This window comes from Rhodovulum strictum (assembly GCF_009649175.1).
In the GTDB taxonomy this organism is placed as follows: domain Bacteria; phylum Pseudomonadota; class Alphaproteobacteria; order Rhodobacterales; family Rhodobacteraceae; genus Rhodovulum; species Rhodovulum strictum.
This window is the reverse complement of sequence record NZ_WJPO01000034.1, coordinates 20,754-39,387: the sequence shown is the minus strand read 5'-3', so window position 1 is coordinate 39,387 and position 18,634 is coordinate 20,754. Positions and strand designations below refer to the sequence as shown.

Here is an 18,634-nt window from a genome sequence, read left to right as displayed (position 1 = left end):
AGGCGAAATCGGGCGGGATGTAACCGGCGCAGCATGGCCGGGCCGGCAGCGCCCCGTCTGGCGGCAGGAGGTTGCGCCATCGTCTAAGCTCCGCGGCTTGCCCTGCGCATCTGCACCACGCTGCGCCCGGCTTGACCACAATCATTTGACCCCATGATCGCGGTGTGAGCTGACTGGGTCTGTGGCCTTTCCAGCGGCATTCTGCGTTCGAGGGTTGCGCCAGGCGGGCTGGCGCCGAGCCTCAGGAATGGGGGAGAGACCGGATGCAGGATAGCACGTTCATCGGGCTGGATGTCCACAAGGCGACGATTTCGGTCGCGGTTGCGCGGGGGGAGTGCGGCGGAGAGGTCCGCCATTGGAGAACGGTGCCCACCGGCCCGATCATGTCCGCAAACTGGTGGAGAAGCTGGCCGCAGGCGGCGGTCGGCTGCATTTCTGCTACGAGGCGGGGCCTTGCGGATATGGCCTGCACCGCCAGGTCGTGGAGATGGGGCAACCCGATCGAGTCCCTGAACGGCGAGATCAAGCGCCGCACCGACGTCGTCGGCGTTCGGGCATTCCTTCGAACCGATGGCAATCACCCCCGTCACTTCGTGGGATTGAATCACGTGGGCCCTGCGGCCTTCAAGCCGATCGATGCATCCTGCCCCTCGAGCCCGGGCGATCAACCCGGGCAGGGTGGGGACCATCAGGTGCAATTGTCTGAAGCCAGCCTTATCCCCGCACGAACAATCGCCTCCAGGAGTTCGCCCTGGTTCAACAGTTTGCGTTGCTCGACCGGCAAAGTCTGGAGGTAGAGCGCGATGCATCCCGCCAGCACGGAACACGAAGCCGAGGTTCCTCCGAAAATTGTATAGCCCGCGCGGCGGTCCGTGGGTACGCTTCGCTTCTCCGGCCCATCGACCCAGTCCCCTTCCTCATAGCCGAAGGGCCCGCTGACATCGAGGCTGAGAAGTCCCCAGGGGGATTGCTGCTGGGCGGCCGCCGATGCATGCACGTCGAGCTTGAAATCCTGGGCGAACTGGCTTGTCCCGTCGATCCGGAACTGGCCTTCGTCAAATCTGAAAGCATCGTCACTGAGCACCGGGATCGCCAGATCCGACAGGGCCGTCCCGTTCGCATAGGACGAGGGCAGCCCATCGCGGTTTCGGGCGGTGGCGACGAGGAAGCCGGGCCCCATATCGCCGGGATCCGCCAGATTTTCGAGGCTGGAGGCCCGCTTGGCCCCGGCAAGGCTGGCCGGGTAGGCAAGCCGCTGCGCAAGACCGTCATTGCCCGCGGCGGTGACGACGTAGACCGCATTCGAGATCGCTTTCACAAGCTCTTCGAATGCAACGCGGTGCTGGTTCAACACCTGCAGGTTTGCCTGGTCGCCAGGCACGCCTGACGGATTGTTCGCGGTGATCCGCGAGCCGTGAACCCTGTCGGACGAGCCTTTCAAGGCGGCACGGTCGCCGGGATGGACGACCCCGCGCGGCATCAGGATGATGTCGGCCCGCTGTATCACTGCGTAAAGCAGGGCATGGATCACCGGCAGAATCTCGTGGCTGTAGGGGGTGCAGATCGGAATGATCTCGCAATACGGGTTGATGCCGAAATAGGGCAGTTCGTCATCCTCGATCGGCCGCGGTTTGCCCGCATCATCGACGGGCGGGCGCCCGCCCACCAGCCCGGCGCAGGCCGTGCCGTGCGCGCCGAAATAGGTGGAAGGGTCGGAAATCGCGATCACGTTCGCCTGGTTCTCAATGTCTTCGAGTGTCTTGATGATCCCGATGAGCGTCGGGCTCGGATCGCTGCCGAAATCGACGCCGCGCGCCTTCAGGCCTTGGCTCAGACCGGCAAAGAGGTGGCGCTTTCCGAGGTAGGCGTTCTCGGCCTCGTGCTGCAGCTTGGCGTGTCCGGGGGCGGTGCCGTCCATGACTGATTCGTGGTCGCGGATTCGCGGTGGTGGCACGTAGATCGTACCGAACAGGGTCGACGAGAAATCCGCGGCGGCATCGTCGGGTACCGCGCCGGACAGGTTCGGATGGTAGATGTCCACGCCGGTATCGATGATCGCCACCCTGACGGGCGGCTTTTCTCTGGCCTCGTCCCAGAGCGGGGTCGCAAGCGTGGCGCCCCGCGCGATTCCCAGCGCGCGCAGGTGCCAGAGGAAGTGGTCTTCCCTGTCGTAGGGCAAGGGGGTGGGGGCTGGTGCTGCGGGCATGTCCTGCGTCTCCCTCAGATCCATTCCTTCAGCGCGCGCCGCATCTGCCGTCGGCAGGCCAGGAACAGATATGGTGAAAAAAGCCGCGCGAGTTCACGGCCGGCATGGCTGTCCGATGCGTAATGCAGCCCGGCGAACTCGCGGCCCTCGGCCACGCGTTGGGCGACGTAGAACAACTCGGTCGTGGCGGGGTTCTCGGGCAGCATCCGGGCCATCACCTCGGCCACGCAGAACATCTGGAAGGAATGGTTCGACGGGTAGGAACTGTGCGGCGGATCATCGAGCACGGTCCGTAGCGCGGTGTAGAACTGCGCGGGGCGCAGGCGCTGGAACTTGGCCTTGTAGACATAGCCCACACGTTCGGCCAGCCCAAGAACGGTGCGGATCAGCCCCTCGGTTTCCTCGTAGCCCTCCAGATCGCCGATGCCCAGCGGCCGCAGGATGTCGCTCAAATCCGAGGTGTTGGCCTGCGCCTCGATCTCTTCTCGGCGCTCCCGATCGGTGTGGACGGCCGCGAGCTTGGCCGCGAGTGGCCTGATCTCGGCCAGCGTCACTTCGGCGTCCGGAGGCGCGGGGATCGGCAGGTTGTCCCAGGGCAGCGCGATCTTCCGGGCATTCGGGAACAGGATGAGATGCAGCTCGCGGTTCTCTTCCCAGGTCGCGCCGGTGAAATTGGCAAGCTCCCCCCCGGTATCGCGCGCCCGTGCCCTTGCCCGGGCACGCGCTCTTGCCCTTGCGCGGGCGCGGGCGAACGCGCCGCTGCTGCGGGCGGCAAGGGCGATACCCGGTTCCTTGGCCAGCTTGATGACGGCGTCGAGAGCCTCCGCAAGCTGGTGATAGGCTGTGCGGATAGCCTCCTCGTCACCCTCATCGGGAAAGGAAAAATCCTTCAGTTCAGCCCTGAAAGCCGCCTGAAGCCAGCTCGTAGGCATCAGGCCGACAAGGAAATCGTAGGTTCCCCTGAACGACAGGTCCTCGGCGGTCATGCTGACGGGAGTGCTTTGGCTCAGGTCGCGCAGGATGTTGGCCTGTTGCTGAAGCGTATCCAGGGATACGTAACTCACAGCCTCCTGGAACACCTGTCCGTAAAAGGTGATCCGGATGTCCCTTGTCTGTTTCAGCGTGTAGGGCAAGCTATTCTGCATTGGCAATCTCCAGTCCGGACTTGATCAGGCGGAAGGCCTCGGGGTTCGGGATGGGCGAGGATTGCGGGCACTCGAAACGGCGGATCGAGAAATTGGGTGCCTGCGCGCGCAGCCGGGCCAGCGCCTCGGCGGCACGTTTGCGTTCGCCACCGTGGGCGCGGGCCGCGATCAGGGTGCGCAGGGTCGGCTCGAACTGCGCCGGGCAGCCGATGGGGTGCTGGGCCAGCGCCCGCTCGGCCAGTCTTTCGGCGCCAGCGAAATCACCCTTGACCAGCGCGATCATCGCCGAGGTGGTCGTGAAGAGATATCGATACGGGCTTTGCGCCCCAAGTCGCGCGGCGGCCGCCGCGTGGCGTTCGGCCGCGCCGAGGTCGCCGGTATAGAACCGGAACAGCGCCAGCGCATCCTGCAGTATCAGGCTATCGGGGCGCTGGCCCTCGATCGGCTCGAACACCGCATGGGCTCGCCGGAAGTCGCGTCGGGCGAAGCCGTAGAGATGGGCCACGAGCCCGCAGACCAGCGGGTTGTAACGGTCGGCTTCCAGGGCCTTGCGAGCCAGTTCCTCGGCCCGTTCCCAGTTCGGGTCAGGTCCCCCAGCGGAGAGCCGCTTTTCGTGTTTGAAGGCGTAGAGATGGGCCTGCCAGGCCAGGTAGGACGGTCGCGGATCCAGCGCGACCGCGCGCTCGAAGGCGGATTCCGCAGCGGCGAGGTTTGCGCTGCCGACCCGGAACATCTGGTCGATGCCCTGCCGCATCAGATCGGCTGCCCGGATATCGGGCAGGCCCGGCCGACCTGCCAGTACAAAGGCACGATCGGCGATCTGATGGGCGATCGAGCTCGCCGCCCCGAAGCCGCGCATCCCCGCGATCTCGTCCCTGCTGCCGACCAGCCCGCCGCGCCAGAGCACTTCGCCGGACCCCAGCGCAAGCGCGACGAGGTCGAGACGCAACTCGTCGCTGCCCTTGCCGATGCAGCGCAGCTGAACCTCCATATGGGCCAGGCTTCCTGGACCGGCGACGGCGAAGAAATCCTGTTCAAGGAGCGCGCCCTGAATGGCAATGCCAAAGCATTCGGCCGCGCTGCGTTCCTCGGGGGTCACGGTTCCTTCGGGCGGCATGGCGAAACGGATCGTGAACCGGGCGGGCCGGTCCCATGGCGGGCGGGCCATCGGATCGGGGCATGGTTCGCGGTCTTCCAGTTGCTGACGCGTCAACCGCAGCCAGTCCTCGAATTGCGGGTCGTGAATGTGGAGCCCGGCCAGGAACTGCTGCGGCCCGACCTGTTCGCGCCCACCGCCGGCATCGAAGAGGTCGGTCCAGACCGTGCCCATGTCGAGCGACACCGCCCCCCCCGACAAAAGCAGCACCTCGCCCTCGCGGTTCAGGCAGTCGCGCAGTTCGCGCAGCGCCTTCTTGAGGCTGTCGCGCCCGTGGGCCTGGTCGCGGTCGCTCCACAGCAGATCCTGAAGCGCGCTTCGCATCCAGGGGCGTCCGCGCGAGGTTGCGAGGATGGCAAGCAGCGCCCGTGCCTTGGCCGACCGCGGCGTTACGTCTTTGCCATCCGGGGCGAGAACCTGAGCCGCGCCCATAAGAAAAAGCTTGAATTGCTGTCCCATGCAGAACCGCGCCCCACCCTTTCCCTGCGTAAGGTGGCACATTTTGTCGCATCCGAACAGCGTTTCACCGTATTCGTGCTGTTTTTCCCGCTTTATTCCCGGCGATTTCGCCCGGTTTCCCCGGTATGTTCGCCGTTTCGCTCCCCCCACGCGTGCTCAAATCAAATCACCACGGCCGACATGCCGTGCTGACAAGCGAACAAAAGCAAAAGAGGGAGAAGACCGAAATGAAACGCCTTTTCATCACAACGACGATCACGGCCGGCCTGGTTCTGGGGGCGGCGCAGGCGCAATCGGTCAATGGCGGGGCGGCGCAGCTTGCCCTGCAGATCGGGGTGACACCGGGCGAATACAGCGTCGCGCAGCTGGTGCGGATGCGGACCGCATTGGAAGACGGGAACATGACCGAATTCCGCCATATCCGCGACCGCCTCCGGCACGGGGGCTTCAGCACCAACACTGCGCCCAGCGTCGGCCGGGTCGCGTTGGCCGAACGGATGGAGATCGATGCCAACGAGATGAGCTACGCCGACACGCTTCTTCTGGGCATGGCCAAGAGCACCGGGCAGACCGGGCCGGTCGCGGCGTTCTGGAAGAACCGCGATCCGAACAATCCCTCGCGCCGGGCGTCCTACGTCTCGCCCGGCGAGGCACAGATCGCGGCCGGTCTGGGTGTCGATCCGGCTGACTACACGCTGGCCGAACTGGTGCAGATGAAGGTCGAAGCGGATACCGACTGACGCCTCGATGCAGGAGTTGTTGCCGGCGGAGCTTCAACGCTCCGCCGGCAAATCTCCTAGCCATCCAGTAGCACCAGTACCAGCTGGGCTTTCCACAGAGAACGCTACCTGCTGTTTGCTGCCTTCGGGCTGAATCGCGTCCCGCGTCCGTTGCGCCGTGCTCTTCGCTCTCCACTTCCTGCAACGCTTCTTCCGCACCACGCCCACGCAACCCAGTGCCCGCGCCCGACCCGCACCAGAACGGTGAGCCTGCGCATCACCGAGCGGGAACTCGAGGGTTTCAATGCAGCGCTGGCCGCAAGCTGCATCACCGCCCTGCGCCGCCTTATGAGGGCTGCCGGCAAGATCCTGACCCGCCGCCGCCGGGCCTCAAATATCACAGCGAGTCGGCTCAAGATGTCGATCGGCTCTCCTTCTCAAGGGTCTGCGCCACACCGTGGCGACCACGCTGCGCGAGCGGGCCTTGATGAATGCCACGTCGCAGACCTGTTGGCGCAGAAGAAGCCCTCAATGGCGTGGCTCAATTCGCGGTCCGCAAACCTTGCCGGCAAGAACCGCGAGAAGCTGGCAACGCTGGAAAAAGACAACGCAAGGCGGGCGAAGATTGTCAGACCTTTCACCGAAAAGCGTCAAGCCCGATCCCAATGAGGACCAGGAATGACCACAAAACTCAACCATTTCAGATTGTTGAGTGGTGCCCGGGGGCGGAATCGAAGCACCGGCACGAGGATTATCAAACTCCGCCTCGTTTATCCCGTCGGCAGCAGCGCCTTCTTAGATCGTGGTGACGACGCTACCATACCGGCTGGTCCAGGTCAGGGGGGTTGCAGTGTTGCCGCTGTGCTCCAGCCCGCAGGGGTAGGTCCACGGGTTCGTGTCCATGTCGGAAACGAACCTGTCCATCGCGCGGCCGGTGACGGTCTGCCCGTCCTCGCCGAAACAGACGGCGTGCGAGCAGGCGTCGGCCACGGCAACGTGGTCGCTGCCCGTGGCTGTCTGGCCGGGCGATCCGGCCGCCTTCCGTAACCTGCTTGTCCGCGAAGGGTTGCAGGGCGAACTGCGCAAAGCTCGTGCTCGCGTCAAGAACCCGCCCTCCAGCGTCGGGGCGTATCTGTCGATCCTGATCCGGCAATGGCTGTTGGCCACCATTGCCGATCTGGAGCAGTATGCGGAACTGCACGGATCCGCTGAAATCCATGTTCCGGCGTTCGGGCGCCGATGTGGCCGCGCGATACGACATCCTGGCGGTCACGGTCGGGCTGGTGCAGCGGTCCATGACAGGTCGGCTGGCCCGTCCGGATCCCCTGATGGACACACCTTACTGGCCCTGGATTCCTCGGCCGCGGCCGCGGTGCTCAGACCGCGAGACCGACAAGCCGCGCCTGGGGGAAACCGGCCATCATCGCGGCGATGCCGGTCTCGTCCAGCAGGCAGGCCGCGGTGGACAATGCGTCGGCGAGCCCCGCGCGGGGGGCGGTGACGCTGACCAGCCGCCAGCGCGGCGGGGCGGGGCCGCCGGTGCGCGGATCGAGGATGTGGCCCGCGCGGCCCGCGGCGTCGAAGGTGGTGCCAAGGGGGCCGGAACTCGCCAGCGCGCGGTCGCGCAGGGGCACGGGCGTTGCTGCGGCATCGTCCAGATGCACCGGCCATGGGCCGCCCTGGGGCTGGCCACCCAGCGCGCGGAACTCGCCGGTGTTCACCAGGATGTCGGTCAACCCCTCGACCGCCAGCAGGTCGGCCACCTTGTCGGCAATCAGCCCCTGGGCCACGCCGTTGAGTGTCAGCGCCATGCCGGGCCGGGCAAGCGTGATGGCCTGTGGCCCGGCCTGCACGCCGGCCCAGCCGATGCGGGGCAGGGTGGCGGCGATCTCGGCGGCGCTGGGGGCGCGGCCCGTGGCACGGGTTTCGGCATGCAGCCGCCAGAGCGGTTGCACCGTGGGGTCGAAGGTACCGCCGCTGGCGGCATGGACGGCGGCGCAAAGCGACAGGCATTCGAGAAGCTCGAAGGGCGGCGCCTCCAGCCGCCCTGTGTGGTTGAGCCGGACAAGCGCCGAATCCGGCCTGTGCAGGCTGAAGATCGCTTCAAGCCGGGCGATCTCGGCCAGAGCCCTTGCGATCAGCCGGTCGGCCTGCGGATGGGCGAGGTGGATCGAGGCCGGGGCGCCGAGCGCAACACCGTGCCAGCGTGTCAGCGGTGCGGCACGGGCGGGAAGCCCGGCACAGGCGGCGGCAGCCGCGGCGATGGTCAGCAGGCGGCGGCGGGTGGGCATGGTTCAGCTCTCCTGTTCGGCCTGAAGCGCGCGCAGCCGGTCGAGGAAATCGGCATCGTCCCCGGCGCCGATATCGCCCTCGATCTCGACCGGGGTCAGCACGGCGGCGTCGGGGATGTCGGCCAGCCGCAGCACCTGCCCGCCATTCCCGGCGGCGAAGGCGGCGGCGCGGGCGGGATCGGAAAAGGGCACCAGTTCGGGCGCGCCCATACCCCCGGCGATGGCCGAGCCGACGACGAAATGGGCCGTCTCGGCGGCGATCCAGTTCGCCGCACCCGGGTCGTCCCAACTGGCGCCCGACGCGCCCATGTCCGAAACGTAGATGACCGCGATCATGTGGCTTTGTTCGGGCATGCGCTGATAGGCGATGGCATCGCGCACCTGGCTGAAGAACAGCGGGTGGGGCAGGCCGGTCAGATGCACCTGTCCCTTGGGCCCGGGATGTTCAAGCAGGTCCATCTGGCAGTAATGGCCAACCGCTTCTGCGGTCATGGTGACGGGGGCGGGCAGATCGGCCAGTTCCTCGCGGCAGGCGGCAAGCGAGACGAGGACAAGGGCGGCGAGAAACGGTCTCATGGCGTGATCCTCCGGAAGGCCAGTGTGGCAAGGACAAGCGAGAACAGCGGCCAGAGCGCGACCGAGGCCAGCGCCAGCGGCGCGGGGATAGTGCTGGCAGCACCGCCCAGGCCGGCGGCGGCGGCGGTCGCGTCCGAGGCGGCGAGGTTGTAGAGGCGGAAGGCATCGGCCGGATTGGCCAGCAGCAGCCACGGGAAGACCTGCGTGGTGAACCGGCCGCCGCCATCGGTCACCACCGCGGCCAGCAGACCCAGATTGTAAAGCACGATCAGCACCAGCCAGAGCCCGATCGCCAGGCCCGCCGCCGCTCCGGGCCGCCGCGCCAGCGCCGACAGCGCATAGCCGATCCCAAGGAAGGTCGCGCCCAGCAACACCGAGGTCCAGCCCAGCCGCCAGAGCGCGGGCAGCCCCGCCTGTGCCCGTGGATCTGTCCAGATCACAGCTGCGGCGGCGATGCCGTAGCCAACCGCCACGGCCAGCGCGAGCACGCCGAGATGGGCGAGGAACTTGCCCAGGATCAGTTCGGCGCGCGAGACGGGATAGGTCAGCACCAGCGGCAGCGTGCCGCGTTCGACCTCGCCCGCGACCGCGTCGAAGGCCATCAGGAGCGCAACGAGGGGCACGAGATAGACGGCAAGGCTGGTCAGGCTCGCCACCGTCACCGACAGACGGTCGGCGCCGAGAATGCCGGTGGGGGCGCTGCCGGTGGCCGACAGCACCATGGAGAACAGCGCCATCATGGCAACGGCGATGGCGACCCAGCGGTTGCGCAGCGCGATGCGTGTCTCTGCGGCGGCGGCGGCAAGGATGCGGGTCATTGGCCTTCGCTCCGGCTGTAATGGCTGTAAAGGTCTTCCAGGCTGGGCGGCAGCACCTCGACATCCTCGATGAGCGGCTGAAGCCCGGCGATCTGGCCCAGCCGGGCAAGTTTCTCGTCATGGCGGCACATCAGGTCCACCGTCACCCCGTTGCGCCGTGCGCCGGAAAGCTGGCCGGCCACGCTGTCGGCGGTGTCGGGCCGCGCGGTGACCTGCAAACGTATCGGCAGCGCGGCCTTGCGGCGCAGGTTCGCCAGCGTGTCGTTCGCCCTCAGCCGCCCCTGCGACAGGATCACGATGCGGTCGGTGCGGGCCTCGACCTCGGTCAGGGCGTGCGAGGACAGCAGGATCGCCGCGCCCTCGCCCGCCAGTTCGTCGAGGATGGCATAGAAGTCGCGGCGCGAGACCGGGTCCAGTCCGCTGGTCGGCTCGTCCAGCACCATGAGCCGGGGGCGTCCGATCAGCGCCTGCGCAAGCCCGACGCGCTGGCGCATGCCCTTGGAATAGGTGCCGATGCGGCGGCGGGCGGCATGGCCGAGGCCCACCTTTTCCAGAAGCGGCATCGCGCCCCGCGCAGGCTCGCCGCGCATGCGCAGATAGAAACCGAGCTGCTCCAGCCCCGTGAGCGCAGGGTGAAACGCCACGTTCTCGGGCAGATAGGCGGCAAGGCTGCGTGCCGCCCGGCTGCCCGGGGCTGCACCCATCAGCGCAACGCTGCCCGAACTGGCCGGGATCAGCCCCAGCACGATCTTCATCAGCGTGGACTTTCCCGCCCCGTTATGGCCCAGAAGGGCCACGCGCTCACCCGGGGCGACGTCAAAGCCGACATCGTCCAGCGCCGTGACGCCCTCGAAGCGCTTAGTGAGATGTGAGATCGTCAAGGTCGTCATCGGATAGTCTTCCATGCAGCCATGCGGGCCGTGCCTCGGCCTCCAGCGCGGCGATGTGGGGGGGAACGGCGATCTCGGGCGGGTGCATCAGCGGATGGCTGTCCACCACGCCGCCGGGCAGGATGGCGGGAAAGGCGGCCTGGCTCCAGCGCACCAGTTGCACCGCAGGCGAGCCGAGCAGCAGCGCCGCGGCGGGCTGCGACCACAGGATATGGTCCATCAGGTCGTTGGGGCGGAAACGCGCATCGGCGATGCCATCGCCGTTCAGGTCAAAGGCGGGGTGGTCGGACCAGTAATTGCCGCGCTCGCCCACGCTCCATTCGATGTCGCGGGTGCCGACATATTTCACCTGCGTCCGGTTGCCGATGAAGGCGTTGCCGGTCAGCGCATTGCGTTCCGACCCGGCGGTGAAATGGATGCCGATCTCACATCCCTCGAAGCGGTTGCCGACGATCAGGTTGCGATGCGCGTTGTAGATGAAGGTGCATTTCTCGGTAGTGCCGCCGCGCACGAGATTGCCGCGCACATCGGCATTGTTGGCGAAGTTCAGCATCACGCCATGGCTGCGGTCCATCAGCGACAGGTTGTCGGTCACCGTGACGCGGTTCGAGAACATCACCGCAAAGCCCAAGTGATTGCCGAGCGAGACGTTGCCCGTCACCTCGCTGTTGTGGGTGTACATGTAATGCACGGCAAAGCGCAGGTCGCGGAACAGGTTGCCGCGAAAGGCATTCTCGCGCGAGACGTTGGCGAAGATGCCGTCGCGGCCCCAGCGGATGTCGTTGCCCTCGACCACCGTTCCGGGCGCGTTCCAGACATAGACGCCATTGCCGCGCTCGTTCATGCGGTGGTGGCGACGACCCTCGATGGTGTTGCCGCGCACCTCGCTGTCGCGGGCGCCGAAGACATGCACGCCGACAAGGTTGCCGAGTATGCGGTTGTCCTCGATCAGGGCGCCGGTGGCGCTGCGGTCGAGCTTCACGCCCGCGTCGATTTCCTGGTGCGACGACCCCGAGCCGCGGATGGTCAGCCCGCGCACCGTCACGTCCGGGCCGGTCACGGTGATCACGCTGCCATGCCCACCGGCATCCAGCACGGCCTGCCCGCGCCCGTCCAGCGTGACGGGGCGATCGAGTCGCACCGGGCCTTCATGCAGGCCCGGTGCGAGGATCAGCACCTCGCCGGCGGACACACCGGCGAGGGCGGCGGCAAGCGCCCCGGGGTTGGCGGGCACCAGCCGCTCGGCCGCCGCTTCCCCGACAGGGAAAGCGGCGGCCAGCGCCAGCGCGAGGGTGCGGACGCGCCGGCGCATGGCTCAGGCGTCCCGCGGTTCGACGAACATCCGCCCGCGCATCTCCATGTGCAGCGCGTGGCAGAACCACTGGCAATAGTACCAGAAGACCCCGGGCTTGGCCGCGACGAAGGTGACAGAGGCGGTCTGTTGCGGGCTGATCTCCATCGCGATGCCATGATCGCCCAGGCAGAAGCCGTGGGTCAGATCCTCGATGTCGTCCTGGTTGGTGACATAGACCGTGACCTCGTCGCCCTCCTGCACGGTGAAGCTCTCCAGGCTGAAACTCGGCGCCATCGAGTGCATGTAGACGCGCACCTTGTTGCCGTCGCGGATCACGTCTTCGCCCCAGTCCAGATCCACCCCGTCGGCCTCGGCCTGAGCGCGCGCGGCGGCCCATGACGGGTCGTTGCGGTCCCAGACATGGACGGGGTTCATCACCGAGCGGTGCACGAGGATCGAGTCATGAGGCTCGGCGAAGGTGGGTCCGTCATGCACCAGGTGCAGCCGGTCGCCGTCGATGACGAAAAGCTGCTCGTTCTCGGGCTTCAGCGGACCGACATTCAGGAACCGGTCCTTCGAGAACTTGTTCATCGAGACGAAGTACTTGCCGTCCGCGTCCAGCGTCTCGCCCATGGTGGTCGAGTTGTGGCCGGGCTGGTAATGCACGTCGGTCTTCGACAGGATCGGATCGACGTTCTCGCCGTTGTAGGCGCGGATCGCCCGCTCGATGTTCCAGAACACGATCTGGCTGTCGAGGAAGAGCGTCGTGTAGGCGTTGCCCTTGCCGTCGAAGGCAGTGTGCAGCGGCCCGAGGCCCAGTTCCGGCTCGGCCACGACCGGATAGCGCGGATCGAGACTGTCATCCTCGAAATACGCATCCAGCCTGCGCACGTCGATCACGCTGACCGTGGGCGAGAGCTTGCCGCCAATGCACAGGTGAATCCTGTCCGGTGCCATGTTGCAACCATGCGGGTTGTTGGGGATCGGGATGTAGCGGGTGTATTTCTTGTTCACCCCCTTGCGCCCGTCGATCACCTTGACGCCGTTGAGTTCGACAAAGTCGCCCGCGGCGATGCCGCGTTCGATCTCGGCGATGTTGAAGACCACGACATGGTCCATGTCGGCGGCCGTCATGTCGGGCAGGGTCATGCCCATTTCCGAGTTGTACGAGGTCGAGAAGGCCCATTTGCCCTCGTAATCGGCATCGGTGTTGTCGAGATTGCCCGACACCATCACCTGCCAGGCCACCTCCATCGTGTCGGCGTTCAGGGCGGTGTAGAAGTTCACGTACTTGTCGGGCTCGTCCAGGATCTGGCCGTCATTGACCATCGGCGCCTCGTCCTCGCCATTGGCGAAGACATAATTGGTGCGCGGCCATTTCTGCGGGCGCAGCCCGTGGATCGCCTTGGCATTGGGGATCTGAACGATCCTGTCGCATTTCATCACGTCGCAGCGGACGCGGGCGACGCGGCTGTTGGCCTTGTCGTTCATGAACAGGAACCGGCCGTCATACTTGCCTTCGGTGAAGGACATGTGGACATGGTGCAGGTCGCCGTTGGGCAGCACCTTCAAGCCGTTCGCCTCCATGTATTTCCGGGTCTTCTCGGTAAGGTTCCCGTTCATGATGGCGAGCGACTCGTTGGTGATGCCCCAGCCGGTCGCCGAGCAGGTGTTGAACACCGGGATGCGCATCAGTTCGCGCATGGACGGCACGCCGAGGATGCGCAGTTCGCCGGTCTGGCCCGAGGACCAGAAGCCGTAATATTCGTCCAGTTCGCCCGGTCCCACATGGGCCTGTGCCGCGGCCGAGGTCTGGGCCGCAGCGCGCGAGGGGGCGAGGCTGGCGCCAAGCGCGCCCGTGACGCCCAGGGCGGCGCCGCCGGCGGTCGCGCCCAGCAGGCCGCGCCGGCTGATCCCGTCGGGTTTCGTTCGCTCAGACATGGGTTTTCTCCTTCCTGTCTGCGAGGGTATCGGTGTGGAAACTGTCCAGCGCCCCGGTGGGCTTGCCGCCGACCGCGGCACGCCGCTTGATCTGGCGGATCACGACGGGGCATTTCGATTTGGACTGGTAAAGAACCTGGCAGTGCATGCAGTTCAGGCATTCGTTGGGATTGATCTCGCCGGTGGGGTGGATCGCCTGAACGAAGCATTCGTTGGCGCAGGTCTGGCAGGGCCTGCCACATTCGGGATAGCGCTTGAGCCAGTCGAACATGCGGATGCGGGCCGGGATTGCCAGCGCCGCGCCCAGCGGGCACAGGTAGCGGCAATAGAAGCGTTCGACGAAGAGCCCGATGAACAGCAGCGCCAGCGCAAAGGTCACGAAGGGCCAGGCGCGGTCGAACCGCAGCACGATCGCGGTCTTGAACGGCTCGACCTCGTTGAGCTGGCTCGCCCAGGGCACGGCGGCAAGGCTGGCTGCGAACATCACCAGGAAGATGATGTATTTCATCGGCCAGAGGCGTTCGTGCAGCGTCCAGGGCATCTTGATCTGCGGCACCCGCAGCGCCCGCGCGATCTGGTTCGTCAGTTCCTGCAACGCGCCGAACGGGCACAACCAGCCGCAATAGGCCCCGCGTCCCCAGAAGATCAGCGCCGCGGCCACCGCCCACCACAGGATGAAGGTCAGCGGGTCCAGCATGAAGGCCTGCCAGCTGAAACCCGAGCGCATGGATTGCACCAGCGACAGGATGTTCACCACGCTGAGTTGCGCCGCCGCGTACCAGCCCAGGAAAACCAGCGAGAAGCTGAGAAACCCCATGCGGAACCAGTAGACGGCCCGTTCCGACCGGGTCAGGACCATCTGGAAGAAGAAGGCGCCGGTCAGCACCGACAGCATCACCAGCAGCCCTGCGATCTCCCAGGCGCGGTCCTGCCAGATGCGTTCGATCAGCGCCAGTTGCGCGGCGCGTTCGGCCTCGGTGTCCTGCACCATGTCGGGGTTCGGTGCCACGGCGCGGGGGATTTCGCGCAGGTAGGGCAGGGGCAGCTGATAGGCGAGGTCGAAGGTGGTGAATGCGCGCTCCAGCGCCGCGAGGTCGCGTTGCACCAGCAGTTGCAGCCGCCAGGGCTCGGTCGGGTCGAAGCCCGCATCGGCGGGGATGCGGAACAGGTCAAGCTCTGCAAAGCGCGGCGACCCGCTGGCGGCGATCTCGCCCAGCCGGCGGTGGTCGCGGTCGCGAAAGCGGAGGGACATGTCCCCCTGCACCAGCACGATCCGGTCGAACAGACCGCCGCGGACATAGCCCGAGCCCTTGAAGGAATACCTGCCCCGCCCGGCCACCAGGATCGCGTGCTCTCCCTCGTTCAGCCAGCGGCGCAAGTTGGCGTGCTCGGCCAGGCCAAGCAGCCGCTCGCCAATGGCGGGCACGCTGACCAGCGCGGTGTAAAGGTCGATGAACGAGGTCTCGGGCGGGTCGGCGAGGGGCCGAGCAGCGGCGCGCGGATCATCAAGCTCGGCGAAGGCGTCGTTCACCTGCCCCACATCCAGCGACATCCGCCGCAGCGTGCCGTCGCCCAGCAGTGTCATCCAGCCCGGGGCGGCCACGGCGGCGGGGTCGATCTCGAACCGCGGGTCGGCCGGTTCGTCTGGCGGCGCCAACCCGCCAAGGCCCAGGGCGCGGGCCACGCGAATACCCGAGCGGACGATGGAATCGTCGATCACCATGATGGTGACGGTCACGCCCGAAATGATGTTGAGCTTCTCGACCGACCCGCCTGCGGCTGCGGCGGCCGCAAGGTCCATTCCGACATGCTCCTGCATCAGGGTACGGATGCGGATTTCGGGAATGCCGATCAGCACGATCGGCTCCCAGTGCTGGACAAGGTTCAGCCCGATGATCCGCGCATCGTCGTCGACCGCGACCATGATATGGATCGGCTTGCCGGAATAGCCGGTGGTGCCGACGAAATCGGAGTTGACGAAGACCCAGCCGATCTGCCCCTCGGGTCCGAGGATCGGTGCCACCGGCAGATCGGTGCGCATTTCGCCGAATCCCGTGGCACCCGCCACGATGCTGTCCGGGGCCGCTTCTGCCAGATAGCGCGGCAGATGGGGCGCCTGCGCCATGGCCAGCACAGGAAGCAAGCAGAGCAGCAGGGCCAGGGCCATGGCCACCACGCGCCGGAGGGGGGCGGGTCGGAACGGGACGGAACGGATCGGCGCGGGGGCTGCGAACATCAGATCAGACCATGCGTGGAGGGGCGCGCGCCTGCGCGGCCTGCGGCCGGCGGTGCGGACGGAAACGGAAAGAGGGGCGGGGCCTTGCGCCGCGGCGCGGCAACCGGTGGCCGACAGGCGTAGAGGCGCCCGCCAGCATGGCATCCTTGAGCGGCACGCAATCGGGGCAGAGCTTGCGCTGGCAGGTTTCGTCCGGGTCCACCGGCGCGCCATGCGCGTCGATCACCACGCGGCGCGCCTCGCCATCTGCGCAGATCTCCATCTCGATCTGGCCTGCCGCAGTCCCGGCCAGCGCATGGCCTTGTGCCAGTCCTGACAGGACCAGGGCCAGGGCAAGCAGCAGGGGCAGGAACGGATGGCGGGTACGCGATTGCATACCGCAACCTTTCCGATCCGCGCGGCACCGACATTGATCAGGATCAAGGATAATGCTCCTGAAATGGTTATTTTCATCGGGAAGTCAGCCGGGATTGAAAAATTTCCTGTCTTGACTGGTGCCCGGGGTCGGCGCGGGTTGAGCCATGTCAAGTCCGTGGCCGAAATCTTCCCGCAAACCGGCCGAACAATGTCAGAGGCCCCGCATGCGACTCACCAAGTTCAGCGACTACGCCCTGCGCGCGCTGTTGTTCGCCGCCAGCCGCCCCGGAGAGCGCGTGACCGTCGAGGAGACGGCACAGCTTTTCGGCATCTCGCGGATGCACCTCAAGAAAGTGGTGATGTTCCTCTCGGCCGAGGGCTATGTCAGCGCCCTGCGCGGCCATCATGGCGGCTTCATGCTGGCGCTGGCACCCGAACAGATCAACCTGGGCGTGCTGTTGCGCAAGACCGAGCCGGATTTCGGGATGGTCGAGTGTTTCCAGGCCGAAAACATGTGTCCGATCACGCGCGGCTGCCGTCTTGCCGGTGTCGTCAACGAGGGGGTGGCGGCCTTCATTGCAGCCTTTGACCGCTACACCCTGGCCGACATCCTGCTTCCGCCGGGACGCTTCACGCCCAGCGATGCACCGCAACCGCTACGCGGCCCGTACCTGCCGCTACCGCCTGCGGCCGACTGAAACTCCTGCAGGGCGCTGAAGAATTCGGCGTGCCGAAGCGGTTTCACCACCTGGCCCGCGGTCATGCCAGCCGCATCGCGCCGCGGCCACTTCTCCGTCAGCCGGGATCAGCGCGGGAAAAGGAACGTTGCGCCGACGCGGATGCCCCAGCCATCCGGGCCGGAGGCGGGCGATTCGGCCCAGTAGCGCAGGCCGCCGAACAGGCTGACAGGCTGGTTGCCGATCCGCATCAGCTTCGAGGCCACCGCGTTGATCGGAACCGACCATTGCTCGGTCTCCCAGTCATAGCTGGTCTCGGTTTGCAGGGTGAAGGTCCAGGCGTTGCCGGTGGTGTAGGAGGCGAAGGGTTGCAGGAATGTCCGGTTGACGTCCGGCCGGTCGTCCTCGCCCGCGAAGGACCAGATGTGGTTGGCCAGCCCGCCCACCGTCCAGGGCCCGCGCTGCACGAGCACGACGCCGGTAGGCCCCGCGCCCCATTTGCCCGCGCCAAGCAGGTCATCGGTTGCCGTCGGCAACAGGAAGACCGGCCCGACGCCCCAGATCACGCCGCCCGCGGTTGGCGCCTTGGGCGAGAAGAAGAAGCTTTGCACGATATCGCCGAAACCCGTCTGCGATCCGGCACCGGGCGCCACGTCGCTTTGATGGATGACGGGAACGATGGTGCGCGAGATCAGGTTCCAGTCCTCGCCGATGGAAAAGGGGATGACCGGCTGGACATTCAGCACCATCCGCGAACCGTTCCCGCCCGGCCCGATGCCGTCCTCATAGTTGAACTGAAGCGGCACGCTGATCAGCGAGGCGACCGGGTTGGCAAGCTGCTGGGCAAGGTTCTCGTCGTTCTGGGCCAGGGCCTGCCCGCCCGATATCCCGGCGAGGGCAAGCACAAGGGCGGCGTGTCTGCGCATGGATCGTCTCCTGTCAATGGCTCCGGTCTTGCGTTGCGGGTCGGGCAGGCTGGCGCCATTCGGCTGTTCAGGCCTCGGCGGCGGCCAGCGCCTCGCGCAGCCCCTCCTCCTGCTCGGCCGAAAGCGAGGTCTTGAGCACCCTTGGCCGGTAGTCCCGGATTTCCGCCACCACCTTGTCGGTGGTGGCCTTGGCGATCAGCAGGAACAGCGCAGAGGTGCCGGGCGCGACGGTCTGTCCGAACTCGCGGATGAAACCATCATTGATCCCGAAATCCGAAAGCTTGCCGCCAAGCGCGCCCATCGCCGCGCCCGCCGCCCCGCCAAGCGCAAAGCCCGCCAGCGGATTGAGCACCAGAAGCCCGGCAAGCCCGCCCAGAAGCGCGCCGGTGGTCAGGCCCTGGCTGGCGCCCAGAGCGGTCAGGTTCACCGACTGCTTGATCTGGATGTCGCCGCCCTGGGGGCGGATGACCACGACGGCGTCCAGGAGGTCGATCAGGTGCGCCTTGCGCAGTTCCCTCAGCTTGCCGAGGACCGTGTCCGCAGTCTCAAGCCCGTCGAAATCCAGCACGACGAGTTCTGCCATCTGATGATCCTCCTCTTGCCGGGGTCAGTTCGGACAGGGCGCTTGCCAGGTTTCGCCCGTCTGCGCGTTGCGGAAGGTACACATCCGCGTTTGCGCGGGCGTCGGGGCGTTCCCGCCCATGGCCGTTCCGACGGCGGCACCGGCAAGGGTCGCGGCGGCCCGGCCACGGCCCTGACCGAACTGGCTGCCGACCGCGGCGCCCGCCAGCCCGCCCGTGGCGGCGTTGATGCTCTGGTTATCGGTGCAGGCGCCCAGGGCCATCAGGGCACCCGCCGCGCCTGCGATCACAAGACGATGAAACTTCATGGTGTCTTCCTTCCTTGCTGTGGTTTTCGGAAAGTCCCGGCGGCCGCCGGGTTG

17 protein-coding genes are annotated in these 18,634 nt (G+C 66.6%); 3 read left to right on the top strand and 14 right to left on the bottom strand.

All coding sequences use genetic code 11. The features are described from left to right. Positions 1–688: 688 nt before the first annotated feature. Genes GH815_RS16660 through GH815_RS16650 form a run of 3 tightly spaced genes read right to left on the bottom strand, consistent with a single transcriptional unit; the run spans position 689 to position 4,831 of the window. Positions 689–2,230, bottom strand: coding sequence for a S8 family serine peptidase (locus tag GH815_RS16660; RefSeq protein WP_153749886.1), 1,542 nt, complete (start codon positions 2,228–2,230; stop codon positions 689–691). Then, a complete protein-coding gene (locus GH815_RS16655; protein WP_153749885.1) occupies positions 2,221–3,351 on the bottom strand; it encodes a phosphatase PAP2 family protein in 1,131 nt (376 codons plus the stop codon). Before GH815_RS16655 ends, GH815_RS16660 begins: the two co-directional genes overlap by 10 nt. Beyond that, positions 3,341–4,831, bottom strand: coding sequence for a hypothetical protein (locus GH815_RS16650; RefSeq protein ID WP_170290374.1), 1,491 nt, complete (start codon positions 4,829–4,831; stop codon positions 3,341–3,343). The genes GH815_RS16655 and GH815_RS16650 overlap by 11 nt, the downstream gene beginning before the upstream one ends. A gap of 362 nt (positions 4,832–5,193) precedes the next feature. On the opposite strand from GH815_RS16650, the gene GH815_RS16645 reads away from it, so the two are divergent. Further along, on the top strand, positions 5,194–5,706 hold the full coding sequence (locus tag GH815_RS16645; RefSeq protein ID WP_153749883.1) for a hypothetical protein: 513 nt from the start codon (positions 5,194–5,196) through the stop codon (positions 5,704–5,706). A gap of 243 nt (positions 5,707–5,949) precedes the next feature. Further along, positions 5,950–6,354: a hypothetical protein gene (locus GH815_RS16640; protein ID WP_153749882.1), complete on the top strand. Its 405-nt coding sequence runs from the start codon at positions 5,950–5,952 to the stop codon at positions 6,352–6,354. Between the two features lie 707 nt (positions 6,355–7,061). On the opposite strand, the gene GH815_RS16635 is transcribed toward GH815_RS16640, so the two are convergent. The 8 genes from GH815_RS16635 to GH815_RS16600 all read right to left on the bottom strand — a co-directional run bounded on the left by GH815_RS16635 (position 7,062) and on the right by GH815_RS16600 (position 16,107). Beyond that, complete coding sequence (locus GH815_RS16635) at positions 7,062–7,976, bottom strand: FAD:protein FMN transferase (protein ID WP_153749881.1); 915 nt, start codon at positions 7,974–7,976, stop codon at positions 7,062–7,064. Between the two features lie 3 nt (positions 7,977–7,979). Beyond that, positions 7,980–8,552 (bottom strand): nitrous oxide reductase accessory protein NosL, encoded by a 573-nt coding sequence (locus GH815_RS16630; protein WP_153749880.1) that lies wholly within the window; start codon positions 8,550–8,552, stop codon positions 7,980–7,982. Next, entirely contained in the window at positions 8,549–9,370 is an 822-nt protein-coding gene (locus tag GH815_RS16625; protein WP_153749879.1) for an ABC transporter permease, read from the bottom strand. Before GH815_RS16625 ends, GH815_RS16630 begins: the two co-directional genes overlap by 4 nt. Beyond that, the gene (locus tag GH815_RS16620; protein ID WP_153749878.1) at positions 9,367–10,260 is read right to left on the bottom strand and encodes an ABC transporter ATP-binding protein; all 894 of its coding nucleotides are present in this window, start codon (positions 10,258–10,260) and stop codon (positions 9,367–9,369) included. Before GH815_RS16620 ends, GH815_RS16625 begins: the two co-directional genes overlap by 4 nt. Further along, positions 10,229–11,572 carry a nitrous oxide reductase family maturation protein NosD gene (locus GH815_RS16615; RefSeq protein WP_153749877.1) on the bottom strand — a complete coding sequence of 448 codons (1,344 nt, stop codon included), beginning with the start codon at positions 11,570–11,572 and terminating at the stop codon, positions 10,229–10,231. Before GH815_RS16615 ends, GH815_RS16620 begins: the two co-directional genes overlap by 32 nt. Before the next feature lie 3 nt (positions 11,573–11,575). Beyond that, positions 11,576–13,495, bottom strand: coding sequence for a TAT-dependent nitrous-oxide reductase (gene nosZ, locus GH815_RS16610; RefSeq protein ID WP_153749876.1), 1,920 nt, complete (start codon positions 13,493–13,495; stop codon positions 11,576–11,578). Continuing rightward, on the bottom strand, positions 13,488–15,620 hold the full coding sequence (locus tag GH815_RS16605) for a NosR/NirI family protein (RefSeq protein ID WP_246176495.1): 2,133 nt from the start codon (positions 15,618–15,620) through the stop codon (positions 13,488–13,490). Before GH815_RS16605 ends, nosZ begins: the two co-directional genes overlap by 8 nt. A gap of 115 nt (positions 15,621–15,735) precedes the next feature. Then, positions 15,736–16,107, bottom strand: a complete 372-nt coding sequence (locus GH815_RS16600; RefSeq protein ID WP_153749874.1) for a hypothetical protein — start codon at positions 16,105–16,107, stop codon at positions 15,736–15,738. A 205-nt stretch (positions 16,108–16,312) separates the two neighbouring features. On the opposite strand from GH815_RS16600, the gene GH815_RS16595 reads away from it, so the two are divergent. After that, complete coding sequence (locus GH815_RS16595; protein ID WP_153749873.1) at positions 16,313–16,786, top strand: RrF2 family transcriptional regulator; 474 nt, start codon at positions 16,313–16,315, stop codon at positions 16,784–16,786. Between the two features lie 107 nt (positions 16,787–16,893). Here GH815_RS16595 and GH815_RS16590 read toward each other — a convergent pair whose 3' ends face one another. The 3 genes from GH815_RS16590 to GH815_RS16580 form a co-directional block, all read right to left on the bottom strand. Further along, positions 16,894–17,691, bottom strand: a complete 798-nt coding sequence (locus GH815_RS16590) for a transporter (protein ID WP_153749872.1) — start codon at positions 17,689–17,691, stop codon at positions 16,894–16,896. A gap of 67 nt (positions 17,692–17,758) precedes the next feature. Next, a complete protein-coding gene (locus GH815_RS16585; protein WP_153749871.1) occupies positions 17,759–18,274 on the bottom strand; it encodes a DUF1269 domain-containing protein in 516 nt (171 codons plus the stop codon). Positions 18,275–18,298: 24 nt separating this feature from the next. Further along, positions 18,299–18,580 (bottom strand): glycine zipper 2TM domain-containing protein, encoded by a 282-nt coding sequence (locus GH815_RS16580; protein ID WP_153749870.1) that lies wholly within the window; start codon positions 18,578–18,580, stop codon positions 18,299–18,301. Positions 18,581–18,634: the final 54 nt, after the last annotated feature.

Coding starts and splice junctions, on each gene's coding strand:
- GH815_RS16580 (WP_153749870.1), bottom strand. CDS start 18,580: ATGAAGTTTCATCGTCTTGTGATCGCAGGCGCGGCGGGTGCCCTGATG.
- GH815_RS16585 (WP_153749871.1), bottom strand. CDS start 18,274: ATGGCAGAACTCGTCGTGCTGGATTTCGACGGGCTTGAGACTGCGGAC.
- GH815_RS16645 (WP_153749883.1), top strand. CDS start 5,194: ATGAAACGCCTTTTCATCACAACGACGATCACGGCCGGCCTGGTTCTG.
- GH815_RS16660 (WP_153749886.1), bottom strand. CDS start 2,230: ATGGATCTGAGGGAGACGCAGGACATGCCCGCAGCACCAGCCCCCACC.
- GH815_RS16620 (WP_153749878.1), bottom strand. CDS start 10,260: ATGACGACCTTGACGATCTCACATCTCACTAAGCGCTTCGAGGGCGTC.
- GH815_RS16605 (WP_246176495.1), bottom strand. CDS start 15,620: ATGGCGCAGGCGCCCCATCTGCCGCGCTATCTGGCAGAAGCGGCCCCG.
- GH815_RS16650 (WP_170290374.1), bottom strand. CDS start 4,831: ATGCGAAGCGCGCTTCAGGATCTGCTGTGGAGCGACCGCGACCAGGCC.
- GH815_RS16655 (WP_153749885.1), bottom strand. CDS start 3,351: ATGCAGAATAGCTTGCCCTACACGCTGAAACAGACAAGGGACATCCGG.
- GH815_RS16625 (WP_153749879.1), bottom strand. CDS start 9,370: ATGACCCGCATCCTTGCCGCCGCCGCCGCAGAGACACGCATCGCGCTG.
- GH815_RS16600 (WP_153749874.1), bottom strand. CDS start 16,107: ATGCAATCGCGTACCCGCCATCCGTTCCTGCCCCTGCTGCTTGCCCTG.
- GH815_RS16630 (WP_153749880.1), bottom strand. CDS start 8,552: ATGAGACCGTTTCTCGCCGCCCTTGTCCTCGTCTCGCTTGCCGCCTGC.
- nosZ (WP_153749876.1), bottom strand. CDS start 13,495: ATGTCTGAGCGAACGAAACCCGACGGGATCAGCCGGCGCGGCCTGCTG.
- GH815_RS16595 (WP_153749873.1), top strand. CDS start 16,313: ATGCGACTCACCAAGTTCAGCGACTACGCCCTGCGCGCGCTGTTGTTC.
- GH815_RS16590 (WP_153749872.1), bottom strand. CDS start 17,691: ATGCGCAGACACGCCGCCCTTGTGCTTGCCCTCGCCGGGATATCGGGC.
- GH815_RS16635 (WP_153749881.1), bottom strand. CDS start 7,976: ATGCCCACCCGCCGCCGCCTGCTGACCATCGCCGCGGCTGCCGCCGCC.
- GH815_RS16615 (WP_153749877.1), bottom strand. CDS start 11,572: ATGCGCCGGCGCGTCCGCACCCTCGCGCTGGCGCTGGCCGCCGCTTTC.